Origin of the sequence: Burkholderia sp. 572 (genome assembly GCF_040545135.1) — a bacterium.
In the GTDB taxonomy this organism is placed as follows: Bacteria; Pseudomonadota; Gammaproteobacteria; order Burkholderiales; family Burkholderiaceae; genus Burkholderia; species Burkholderia cepacia.
On record NZ_JBEPLH010000004.1, the window covers coordinates 119,469 to 131,287 of the forward strand.

6 protein-coding genes are annotated in these 11,819 nt (G+C 70.8%); all 6 read right to left on the reverse strand.

Annotated features, from left to right (window positions below; all coding sequences use genetic code 11):
* Positions 1-177 precede the first annotated feature (177 nt).
* Complete coding sequence (locus ABIC51_RS09125) at positions 178-1,194, reverse strand: GNAT family N-acetyltransferase (RefSeq protein ID WP_059700204.1); 1,017 nt, start codon at positions 1,192-1,194, stop codon at positions 178-180.
* Positions 1,194-2,033 (reverse strand): formyltransferase family protein, encoded by an 840-nt coding sequence (locus tag ABIC51_RS09130; RefSeq protein WP_027787438.1) that lies wholly within the window; start codon positions 2,031-2,033, stop codon positions 1,194-1,196. The genes ABIC51_RS09125 and ABIC51_RS09130 overlap by 1 nt, the downstream gene beginning before the upstream one ends.
* A gap of 86 nt (positions 2,034-2,119) precedes the next feature.
* Positions 2,120-4,348, reverse strand: a complete 2,229-nt coding sequence (locus ABIC51_RS09135; RefSeq protein WP_455768392.1) for a TonB-dependent siderophore receptor — start codon at positions 4,346-4,348, stop codon at positions 2,120-2,122.
* 46 nt (positions 4,349-4,394) lie between these two features.
* A complete protein-coding gene (locus ABIC51_RS09140; RefSeq protein ID WP_175899821.1) occupies positions 4,395-5,759 on the reverse strand; it encodes a lysine N(6)-hydroxylase/L-ornithine N(5)-oxygenase family protein in 1,365 nt (454 codons plus the stop codon).
* A 32-nt stretch (positions 5,760-5,791) separates the two neighbouring features.
* Positions 5,792-6,826 carry a GNAT family N-acetyltransferase gene (locus ABIC51_RS09145; protein WP_027787441.1) on the reverse strand — a complete coding sequence of 345 codons (1,035 nt, stop codon included), beginning with the start codon at positions 6,824-6,826 and terminating at the stop codon, positions 5,792-5,794.
* Positions 6,816-11,810 carry a non-ribosomal peptide synthetase gene (locus ABIC51_RS09150; protein WP_226129087.1) on the reverse strand — a complete coding sequence of 1,665 codons (4,995 nt, stop codon included), beginning with the start codon at positions 11,808-11,810 and terminating at the stop codon, positions 6,816-6,818. The genes ABIC51_RS09145 and ABIC51_RS09150 overlap by 11 nt, the downstream gene beginning before the upstream one ends.
* Positions 11,811-11,819: the final 9 nt, after the last annotated feature.

An 11,819-nucleotide genomic window follows, 5' to 3' on the forward strand; every position in this document is an offset into this window, starting at 1 on the left:
TCGGACGTCGCGCCCCACGCTGCCACGGGTGTTTTTGTCATGTTGCCGGCCTGTCGTCGATGAGGAGAGCGATCCATTCTTCACGAGGCAGGCCACGCAGTCCATATCCCGAACGGCCGATGCCGGTGCGGCACCGCACCGCGCGCAACGTCGCACCGACGCTGCGCACCCGCGCCGTCACGGCAACCGGAAAGTGTCGAAGAATGTGTCTCGCTCGATCACGGTGAGCGCCGCGCGCTTGTGCGGGAAGTCGAACTCCTTCAGCGTGTAGAACCCGAGCCGGTGCATGTACGCGATGTGCCGCACGTGATCGACGCGCGGCTCGCCGACGAGCCGCTGCGTGCGCGGTTCGTCGACGAACATGTAGTGCAGCACCCCGCTCCACCATGCATGCAGCTTGCCGGCGCTCTGGAACCGCGAATCGCCGATCAGCAGGTGCAGCCCGCGATCGTAGTCGTGCGCATCGTAGAACGGCGCGAGACGATCCTCCTTCGCCCAGTAGAACTCGAAATAGCCGAACGGCGTGTCGTCGAAATAGCCGATCATCGGGTGCATGTGCGGATCGGCGAGCCGCTCGGCAAGATACGCCGCATGCTCGTCGCGCGTGCCGCGCTGGTCCCAGAAATGCGCGACGCGATCGAGGTTCATCCAGCCGCTGAACAGGTCCGCATGCGCGTCGATGTCGACGGTGCGCAGGCTGAACGTCATCCCGACCTGCGGCATATGGCGTGCATAGATCTCGCCGGCCGGCGACGGCGGCCGCACCGGGTGCCGGTGCCCGTTCGTGATCGCATGGCGCAGCGGCATCCCGCCCGACGCGGGCGCCTTCAGCCACGGTCGCGGGTTCTGCCAGAAGGTCGTGCGCGATACGGTGAACCGCAGCGTGTCGCCCTCGGCCTGCGCGCCGTCGATCACGCCCTCGCGCACCGCGCGCGCCACGTACGACGCAACAGCCGCCGCATCGGCGCCGCCGAGCGGCACCGTGATCGTCGCCGCGTCGTATCGCGTGTCGGTGTTGAAGAGCGCGACGAACGCCGCGAGCAGTGCCTCCGGCGAATCGTCGGGCCGCCACGCGTCGAGCGAGCGCTCGGCGACCGTCAGCGCCGGCCCGTGCGCGGCGCCGTCGAGCGCCGCGGCCACTTCACCTTCGACGGCGTCGGCGGCGCCGGCCGGTTTCGTCAGCGTGTCTTGCATCACAGTGCTCCCGCGTCGTGGCGATCGGCGAGAACGTGCAGCCCCCGCTCGAGCGCCGGAAACAGGCTGCGCTGGAAGTTGTTCCAGCGCAGTTCGAGAATCGTGTCGCCCGGTGCGATCGGCGTGTCGAGCACGTCGCAGATCACCTCGCCGGAATCGATGCCGTTGTCGACGTAGTGGAACGACGCGCCCGTCATCATCACGGGCTCGACGGACGACGTCGCGCCGCTCGCCCAGTCGACCCGTTCGCCGCGCGCGCCGTGCAGCGCGTCGAGCGTCGCCCATGCGCCGCGCCGCTGGTACGGCGAACCGTCGGCGGTGATGCCCGGGTGGATGTTGGCGATGCGCCGGTGAAAGCGCGCGCCGGGCCGTACGAGCTCGTCGAGGATCACGAGCAGCCCGTCGAGCACGACGACATCGGCTTCGAGTTCGAGCAGGCGCTCGAGCAGGCGGCGCTCGAACGCCTGTTTGCCGGCTGCACGCTCGCGTGCGTCGCGCGGCAGCCGCCGGTATGTCGACGCAATCGTGCAGAACAATTCGTCGACCGGCCGGCCCTGCACCGTCAACCCTTCCGGCAGGATCCACGGGCGGCCCGGCGTACGGGCGAAGCCGTAGTCGGCCACCTTCGCGCGGTCGGCCGGCGAACCGTCGTCGTCGTCGACGATCACGCCCTTGAGCGTGTAGCGCTCGCCGAGCAGCGAGTCGTTCAGGCGCTCGACGAGGAATTCGAGCGGCGCCTTCATGTAGCGCGTGCCGCCCTGATAAGCGACCGGCTGGCCGGCGCGATCGGCTGCGCCGTTGCGCAGCGACTGGATGTAGACGAGATTTTTCTTCGGCATGGATGCGTCGTGGAAAAGCGGACGAAGGCGCCGCGACCGGCCCGCGCCGGCCACGAAGGCCGGCCGGCGGGCCGCGGCGCGCATCGTCACCAGTTGTATTTCGCGGTCGCGATCACCGTGCGGTCGGTGCCGAACACGCAGACGTTCATCGACTGGCAACCGCTGATGTAGTGGCGGTTGAACAGGTTCGTCCCGTTCACGGCGAAGCGCCAGTTACGCGTGTCGTAATGCACGCCCGCGTCGAACAGCGTGACGCTCGACACCGTCAGCGAGTTGTCGGCCGCACCGGCCGACGCGCTCTGGTAGCGAACGCCGCCGCCAAGGCCCAGGCCCGACAGCGGCCCCGTGTGCCACGTCCAGTCGGCCCACAGCGACGCCATCTGGCGCGGACGCGGAATATCGACCGGCCAGTTGTTCAGCGACACGTCGTTCGCCTTCACGTTCTTCACGTCCTGGTACACGTACGACGCGATCAGCGACAGGTTCCGCGTGACCTTGCCGGTCGCGCTCAGCTCGATCCCGCGCGAACGCACTTCACCGGTCTGCACCGACTTCGTGCCGGTAGGGTCCTGATCCGGCAGCGCCGGCGTGAGCACGTTGGTCTGGTTGATCTGGTAGATCGCCGCGTTCAGCATCAGGTTCTTGCCTGGCGGTTGCCAGCGCAGGCCGGCCTCGATCTGCTTGCCGCGCGTCGGCTGGGGCAGCCCGCCGCCGAGCAGGTTCACGCCGATCAGCGGGTTGAACGACGTCGCGTAGCTGACGTACGGCGACAGCCCGTAGTCGCCCTGGTACGTGAGGCCGACGCGGCCGGTGAACGCCGTCACGTCCGCCTTCGTCGACGTGCCGCCCGCGCGGTCGTCCATCCGCATGTTGACCCAGTCCTCGCGGCCGCCGAGCGTCAGCGTCCAGCGGTTCCACTTGATCTGATCCTGCGCGTACAGGCCGAACGTGTTCATCGCCGTGTACGTGTTCGTACGGAACGTGGTGTCCGGATTCGAGAACACCGACAGCGTGACCGGCGTGTAGACCGGGTTGTAGATGTTCAGCGGCGACGCGGCGGCGAGCCATTCGCTGTCGGTCGCGGTCTGGCGGTTGTACTGGAAGCCGAGCAGCAGCGTGTGCTGGAGCGGGCCCGTCGCGAAGCGGCCCTCGACGTTGTTGTCGATGTCGAAGCGGCTGTAGTTCATCTGGAACACGCCGGCCCAGCGCGACACGTCGGTCGTGCTGCCCTCGACGAAGCCGTTGCCGAACACCGAGCCGTTGTCGAGCGACAGGTGCATCAGGCGGACGTTCTGCCGGAACTTCCACGCCGAAGTCAGGTTCTGCTCGAACTGGTAGCCGACCGACCACTGCTTCTTGCGGTAGTAGTTGAAGTTCGGGTCGCCTTCGTAGACGTCCTTGTTGATTTGCCCGCTCGGGTTCGGCAGCACCGTGCCCACCGCCGGGACGAAGTTCGACGAGATGTCGCCCCAGTCCTGCAGGTACGTCGCGGACAGCGTCAGCGACGTATCCGCGTTCGGGCGCCAGCGGAACGACGGCGCGAGCGCGACGCGCTGGTCGTTGTTCGGGCCGGTCAGCGCGTTGCCGTCGCGCGCGACGCCGACGAACCGGTACGCGTACTTGCCGTCCGGGTCGAGCTTGTCGCCCACGTCGATCATGAACTGCTTGCGCGCGTAGTTGCCGATCTGCACGCCGGCCTCGCGCACGCGCTCGCCGTCGGCGAGCTTGGTCTGCACGTCGATGATCGCGCCGGGGTCGCCCGCGCCGTACAGCACCGAGGTCGGCCCGCGCAGCACGGTGATGCTGTCGATCATGTACGGATCGACGCGCCAGCTCGCGAGGTTGATCGTGTTCGGCACCTGCAGCCCGTTCACGTAGGCGGTCGGCGTGAAGCCGCGCAGTGCCGCGTACCAGTCGGAACGGTTGTCCGAGCCGTACGACGAGAAACCCGGCACGTAGCGCAGTGCCGCGTTCACGTCGGTCGCGCCGGTCATCTCGATCTGCTGCGCGGTGACGACGTTGATCGTCTGCGGGATCTCGTTGATCGGTGTATCGGTCTTCGTGCCGGTCCGGCTGCGCTTCGCGACGAGCCCGACCGTGCCGTCCCCTTCCGAGGCCGCGTTGACGTTGATCGTCGGCAGCGTACCGGTCGACGCACTGGCCGCCGCACCGCCCTGCGCACTGCTGGCCGACGCCGCGGCGCCTGCGTTCACGGCCGGCGCCGTCTGGGCATATGCCTGCCCCGCCGCCGCACCGAACGCCACGCTTGCCGCGGCTGCGATCGCACGCAAACGCGTGCCTGTTGCCCACTCCATCTTTCTCTGCTCCACTTTTTTCATGCGGTCTCCGACCGCGCCTTTGTCAAAGAGCGAAAGCCATCCGGCCCGCGCTCACCCCGTTTTCTTGTCTTGCCTTGGCCGCGCCTTCGTCATGGGCGGGCGCGATCCCGTCTTCGAGCGACGCGCAGATTTCGTCCGCGCGGCATGCCAGTACCGACAGCAACGTGTCGGACAATCCATGGCTGTCTTCGCAGCAGCCTTGCAGGTAGATGCGCGGCGCGAAGTGCGCGGGCGTCGCGAGCAGGTAGTCGCGCGTCACGTCGCCACGCTCGAGCGCATCGCCCAGGTGCGGCGCGAGCCCTTCGAGCAGCGCCGAATGCGTGTCGCGGCGGTAGCCGGTCGCGAGCACGAGCGCGTCGAAGCGCTCGACGCGCGTCGCGCCGCTCATCCGGTCGCGCAACGTCAGCTCGATGCGGCCGTCGGCGGTGCGCGCCGCGTCCTCGATCGCGCTGTTCGCGAGCAGCGCATGACGCGGCGTGCCGTCGATGCGCTGCAGGTACAGCATTTCGTAGATCTGTTCGATCAGCGGCCGGTCGACCACCGCGTAGTTCGTGTCGCGATAGCGCTCGAGCAGCGCGCGGCGCGCGTCATGCGGCTGCGCATAGACGACATCGGTGAATTCGGGGCTGAAGATCTCGTTGACGAACGGGCTGTCGTCGGCCGGCTTGAGCGCGCCCGCGCGCATCACGAGGCTCGCGTCGACATGCGGGAAGCGGCGCGCGAGATCGATGAACACCTCGGCCGCGCTCTGCCCCGCGCCGATCACCGCGACGCGGCGGCGCTCGCCGTCCGGCGATGCGACGAGCCGGTCGATGTCGGTCAGGTAGGACGACGAGTGGATCACGCGGTCGCGGCCGAGCGCGGCGAACGCGTCCGGGATCGCCGGCGTCCCGCCGACGCCGACCGACAGCGCGCGCGTGACGCGTTGGCGCTCGTGGCCGGCGGCGTCGCGCGACAGCACGCGCAGCGCGTCGATCCGCGCGCCGTCGCCGCGCACGGGCTCGATGCCCAGCACGGTCTCGCTGTAATGGACGCGATCGTCAAACGCGTCGGCCACCCAGCTCAGGTAGTCGTGGAATTCGACGCGGGTCGGGTAGAAGTTCTTCAGGTTGACGAATTCGTTCAGCCGGCCGCGTTCGAACAGGTAGTTGATGAACGTGTAGCGGCTTTTCGGATCGCGCATCGTGACGAGATCCTTCAGAAACGAGATCTGCATCCGGCAGTCGTCGAGCAGCATCCCGCGATGCCAGCCGAATTCAGGCTGGCGCTCGACGAAGCAATGGGCGAGCGTACGTGCGCCGCCGCGCTCCGCGAGGCGCACGGCCAGCGCCAGATTCGACGGCCCGAAGCCGACGCCGATCAGGTCGAATACGGTTTCTCTCTGCATGTCTCAGCTCCCTTGTCGGTGAATCCGGCCCGTCAGACGTGACGGCCGGAGAAGAACGTCTCGCGCAGCGTGCGCATCCACAGCGGCTGCGCGTCGGCCAGCGCGAGACGGCGCTGCCGCGCGAAGCCATGCCGCGCGAGATGGTCGGCAACCCGCGCGTGGCCGGCCGGAACGGCACAGCCGACCGCTTCGGTACGCGGGTCGTCGAGAAACAGGTAATGAACGACGGACGGCAGCCAGCCCGCCACGCAATGCGGGCCGCGCCAGCGCGATTCGCCGACCAGCATCCGCAGCCCGCGGTCGTAGTCGCGCGCCGCGACGTGCGGCGCGAGCGCGTCTTCCTTCAGCCAGAACGCCTCGAAATACGCGAACGGTTCGCCGTCGAAGCAGCCGACGAGCGGCGTGACGTGCGGGTCGGCATCCGGCGCCGCACCTTGCCCGCCGTCCACGCCAGGCTGCGCGCCCGGCCAGCCGTCGCGCACGCGCGGCTCGTCGAACCAGCGCGCGACGCGTTGTGCATCCTCGGCCGGCTGCCAGCCGCGCAGCGTGAAGCGCACGCCGAGCGCCGGCAGGTCGCGCGCATACACTTCGCCGCGCGGCGCCGGCGGCCGGCGCGGGTGGCGGCGGCCGTCGGTGAACACCGGCAGCGTCGCGCACGGCAGATGCGGGCCGACGAGCCACAGGTCGGCCTGCTGTGCCCAGCCTTCGCGCATGCAACGGCCGGCGTCGGCGAGCACGCCGCTCGCGCGCAGCGCATCGAGCGCGACCGCCGGCCATGCGGCCGGGTCGAGCCGGATCGACGCGTGGCGCGCGCTGTCGGAAAACGCCGCGGCCAATGCGGCCAGCAGCGCACGCCGCTGGTCGGTCGGCGACGCGCGATGGTTGTATGCGACGAGGCGCAGTGCGCCGTCGTCGCCGAGTTGCGCGCGCAACAGCTGCGCACCGATGCCGTCGCCCTGCGCGACGCGGATCTCCGCGCCGTCGCGCACGGCGAACAGGCCGTCCGCGAACGCGAGGCGGTAGGTATCGAGCATCGTGAATCCGTCCGGACGCACTTCAGCCAGCATGGCGTTCCTCCTGTCCCGTTTCCGTGCATGCCTCGAGCCGCGCGCCGAGTGCTGCGAAGGTCGGCGACGCGAACAGGTCGGCGACCGTCAGCGCGTGACCGGCCCGGCTGGCCGCGTCGACGAAGCGCACGACGTCGAACGACGTCGCGCCCGCTTCGAACAGGTCGGCATCGGGCTCGGGCGCGGCCGTCGCGAACGTGTCGGACCACAGCGCCGCGAGCGCGGCAGCCGCATGCGGTGCGCGTGACGACGTTGCGGCGCGTGCGTCGCCTGCCGCGGGCGCGCGCGGCGATGCTTGCGCAGCGGCATGCGTGTCGGGCGCGCCGAGCGCGGCTTCCGACGCGCCGGCGAAGCGCGCGACTTCGTCGTGGTAAACGTCGACGAGCGCATCGACGAAGCTGCGGTCGAGCAGTTCGTCCGCATACGAGAACGCGGCGCTCACGCGCCCGTCCGGATGCTCGACGACGTCCAGCTCCAGCGTGAACACGACGCGATGGCGTACCTCGTCGAACCCGGCCAGCGACAGGCCGGCCCAGTCGCGCGCGGCGGCACCGGTCGGGCGCAGGTAGTTGAACATCACCTGGAACAGCGGATTGGCCTGCGCGGCACGCGGCGCGCGCAGCGCCGCGACGACGTCCGCGAACGGCACGTCGGCGTGCGCATAGGCCGCGAGCGCCGTGTCGCGCACCTGTGCCAGCACGTCCGCGCGACGCGCGGCCGGGTCGATCCGCGTACGCACGACGACCGAATTGATGAAGAGGCCGAGCGCCTCGCGGGCCGCGTCGCCCGTCAGCTCGCGCGTCGACGCGAGCACGCCGACCGGCTGGTCGGCCGCACCCGTCGCGCGGAACAAGGCGGTGTTGAGCGCCGCGTGCAGCAGCATCGGCAGCGTCGCGTGCGCGGCCGACGCCGTATCGCGTGCGGCGCGGATCAGCGCGCCGTCGAATTCGAACGCGATGCGCGCCGCGCGCCATTGCGGCACGGCCGGCGCGTTGGCGCGCTGCGGCAGCAGGCGCACCGGCAGGTCCGTCAGCGCATCGCGCCAGTAAGCGACGCGGGCCGGATGGCACGGCGCGGGCAGCACGAGCGGCCGGGCGACCGGCTGGGCGATCTCTCCGGCTGCCACAGCACCGCCCTGCATGCGGGCGACATAGCGCGCGCGAACCGCATCGAGCCACAGCTCGATCGATTCGCCATCCGACACGATGTGATGAATCGTCAGCGACAGCACGTGATCGTCCGCGCCGAGCCGCAGCACCCGCGCGCGCCACAGCGGCGCATCGGCCGCGAGGTCGAACGGCGCGAGCGCATCCTCGTCGGTCAGTGCCGCCGCGCGGGCAAGCACATCGGCTTGCGCCGACAGGTCGATCACCGGCAGTTCGACGGAAACGCCTGCGTCGATCCGCTGGCCCGGCAGCGCGCCGTCACGCGCCACGAGCCGCGCGCGCAGCGCCGGATGCACGGCCACGACGTCCGAGAAGGCCGCACGCAGCGCATCGACGTCGAGCGGGCCGCGCACCCGCAGCGCGACCGGAATGTTGTACGCGGCGCTGTCCGGCTGCGCGCGCCACAGGAACCACAGGCCGAGCTGCGCCGGCGACAGCGGCCATACGCCGTGGGCGTCCGGTTTCGCCACCGCAACACCCGGCGCCGCGGCACCGGCATGCGCGGCGCGCGGGGCATCGGCCACCTGACGCGCGTACTGCGCGAGCACCGGCGCTTCGAACAGCGCGCGCACCGGCACGTCGCGGCCGAGCCGTTCGGCCACGCGCGTCGCGACGCGCACGGCGGCGAGCGAATGGCCGCCGAGATCGAAGAAGTGATCGCCCCGGCCCACACGCTCGAGATTGAGCACGTCGCACCAGATCGCCGCGAGCGCGGCTTCGTCGCCGTCCTGCGGCGCTTCGTACGCGCGTTCGACGCGCACGGGCGCCGGCAGCCGTGCGCGGTCGACCTTGCTGTTCGCGTTGCGCGGCAGCGCGTCCAGCACGATCAGCTGCGCGGGCACCATGTAATCGGGCAGCGTGCGGCGCAGGTGTGCGTCGAGCGTCGCGGCTTCAACCGGCTGCGCGGCCGCCCGTGCGTCGGCGGTCAGCTCGACGTACGCGACGAGCTGCGCGAGTGCGCCCTGCCCGTGCACGACCGCGCATGCTTCACGCACCGCGTCGTGCGCGGCAAGCTGTGCCTCGATCTCGCCGAGTTCGATGCGCAGCCCGCGCAGCTTCACCTGGTGGTCGACGCGGCCGATGAAGTCGAACACGCCGTCCGCGCGGCGCCGCACGAGGTCGCCCGTGCGGTACAGCCGCGCACCCGGCGCGCCGTACGGATCGGGCACGAAACGCTCGGCCGTCAGCGCCGGGCGGTCGAGATAGCCGCGCGCGACGCCGATCCCCTCGCCGCCCAGATACAGTTCGCCGATCACGCCGACCGGCAGCGGATGCAGCCGCTCGTCGAGCACGTGCGCGGTGCGTGCGCCGACCAGCGTACCGATCGGCAGGTACGCGGCGTCGCCGAGCTTCGCGAGATCGTCGCCGGGCCGGAACATCCACAGCGTCGGCGTGATGACCGTCTCGGTCGGCCCGTAGCCGTTGACCACGCGCACGTTCGGCAGCGCGCGGCGCAGCATCGCGAATGCCTCGCGCGACGTCGCTTCGCCGCCGACGGTCAGCGACCGCAGTGTCGGCGGCGCGCCGTGCGCGAGCGCCCATTCGGCGAGCTGCGCGGCGCAGCCGGGCGGCACGTAGGTCATCGTCACGCCGTCGCGGACCATCATCGCGCAGGTCTGCGCGGGCGGCCACAGCACGTCGGCCGTCACCGACACGGCGGCGCCCGACATGTATTGCGAGAACCAGCCTTCATGCGCGCCGTCGAAGTTGACCGACTGGAACAGCAGGAACACGTCCTGCTCGCCCGCGCCGTAGCGTTCGGCGATCGCCGCGCAATGCAGCGCGAACGATGCATGGTCGACGATCACGCCCTTCGGCTTGCCGGTCGAGCCCGACGTATAGATCGCATAAGCCGCGTGCCCCGGCAGCACGTCCGGCAGCACGACGTGCGCCGCTTCGTCGAGTGCAGCGACTTCATCGGCGCGCCACACGCGCAGCGCCGGCAGCTCGGGCAGCGACGCGGCGCTCGCGCCGTCGGTCAGCACGTGCGCGATGTTCGCGTCGCCGACGATCTGCGCGAGCCGTTCGCGCGGATGAGCCGGATCGAGCGGCACGAACGCGGCGCCCGACTTCAATACCGCGATCAGCGCGACGAGCAGGTCGACCGAGCGCTGCAGCGCGACGCCGACCCGCATTTCCGGCCGTACGCCGGCCGCCACCAGATGGCGCGCCAGGCGGGCCGCGCGCGCATCGACTTCGCCGCGCGTGAACGCACGATCGATATCGGCGACGCCGCGCGCGTCGGGCCGTGCCTGCGCATGCGCGGCGATGCGTGCATGCACGGGCACGAACGGCTCGGCATCGGTCGCGCCGGCCGGCGCGTTCCATGCAAGGAGCTGCGCGCGCTCGGCGGCGGGCAGCCAGTCGAGATCGCCGACCGGCATGTCGGGGCGCGCGAGCGCATCGGCGAGCAGCGTGACGAAGCGCGCGGCCAGCCGTTCGATCGCATCCGCATCGAACAGGTCGAGCGCGTAGATGAACGCGGCGTCGAAGGTGCCGTCCGGCGTCGCTTCGACCGACAGCGTCAGGTCGAATTTCGCGGAGGGCGTACCGGACGGCAGCAACGCGGCCGACGCCGCGCCGAGCGCCGGCAACGCGCGACGCTCGCCGTACGCGGCCATCACCTGGAACAGCGGATGGTGGCTCGCGCTGCGCGGCACGCCGAGCGCGTCGACCACCTGCTCGAACGGCACGTCCTGATGCATCTGCGCGTCGACGAGCGCACGCTGCGTGCGCGCGACCAGCGACGAGAAATCGCCGTGCGCGGGCACGTCGACGTCGATCGCCAGCGTGTTGACGAAGAAGCCGATCAGGCCGGCGACTTCCGCGCGTTCGCGGTTCGCGGCCGGCACGCCGACGCAGATCCGCGCATCGCCCGTCGCGCGCGCGAGCAGCGCATCGAGCGCGGCGAGCAGCACCGCGAACGGCGTGGCGCCCGACGCGGCCGCGAATGCGCGCAGTTGCGCACCGATGCGCGCGTCGAGCGAAAACACGTGGCGGGCGCCGCGCGCACTGCGGCGCGCGGGTCGTGCGGCCGCGCCCGGCAGCGTCAGCACGCCGCGCTGCGGATCGAGCCGTTCGCGCCAGAACGCGAGCTGGCGTTCGCGCTCGCCGGCGTCGAGCCAGCGGCGCTGCCACAGCGCGTAGTCGGCGTACTGGATCGGCAGCGGCGCGAGCGGCACCGGCCGGTCGGACGCATACGTGCGATAGAACGCCGCGAGTTCCTCGAGCATCACGCCCGACGACCAGCCGTCCGACACGATGTGGTGCACGGTCAGCGCGAGCCAGTGATGCGTCGCGTCGAAGCGCACCAGGTGGGCACGCACGAGCGGCGCCACGCCGAGATCGAACGGTTCGGCTTCCTCGGCCGTCGCGACGGCTTGCGCGCGCGCCGTGCGCTGCGCGTCCGGCAGCGCTTCGAGACCGGTTTCGCGCCACGGGCAGCGCATCGGCGCGTGGATCGTTTGCGCGACGCCGTCCGGCGCTTCGTCGAAGGTCGTGCGCAGCGCCTCGTGGCGCGCGATCAGCGCGTCGCATGCAAGCCGCAACGCGTGCGCGTCGAGCGGGCCCGTCAGGGCCAGGCGCTCGGTGATGTGGTACGCGTCGGGTGCATCGATCAGCCGCGCATGCAGCCACAGCCGCGTCTGTGCGAACGACGCCGGCACGCGGTCGCTGCGCGGCGTACGCGGCGGGATCGGCAGCACGCGAAAATCGATGCCGGCCGCGCCGAGCTTGTCGATGAACACCGCGCGCTGCGCGTCGGGCAGTTGCGCGAAACGCGTCGCGAGCGCCAGCCAGTCGGGTTGAACCTTCGTCATCCGTCGTCC